The sequence below is a fragment of the Pseudomonas sp. SDO524_S393 genome, assembly GCF_054071875.1.
Genome location: NZ_JBSVVZ010000182.1, coordinates 1 through 232, shown reverse-complemented (window position 1 = coordinate 232; position 232 = coordinate 1). Strand labels below are relative to the sequence as shown.

1 pseudogene is annotated in these 232 nt (G+C 67.2%); it reads left to right on the top strand.

The annotated features are described in order from the left end of the window. Window positions 1-232, top strand: a pseudogene (locus ACW9IB_RS29565) (ArsR family transcriptional regulator); the annotation flags it as partial.

Sequence of the window (232 nt, the reverse complement as noted above, 5' to 3'; positions counted from 1 at the left end):
GGTGGCCACCCGCCGCGAAGGCAATGCGATTTTCTACCGCCGCGCCCTGCCCCACACCGAACTGCTCGGCGGCAAGCTGCACGCCGCCCTGCTCGAAGAAGTGGACAACCTGAGCCTGCCGGGCGACGTGCAGTCGCGCATCGGCCTGGTGCATGGGCAACGCGCTGCCGCGAGCCAGGACTTTTTCGCACGGGTTGCAGAGAAGTTTCGTGCGCAGCAGGACCTGATCGCC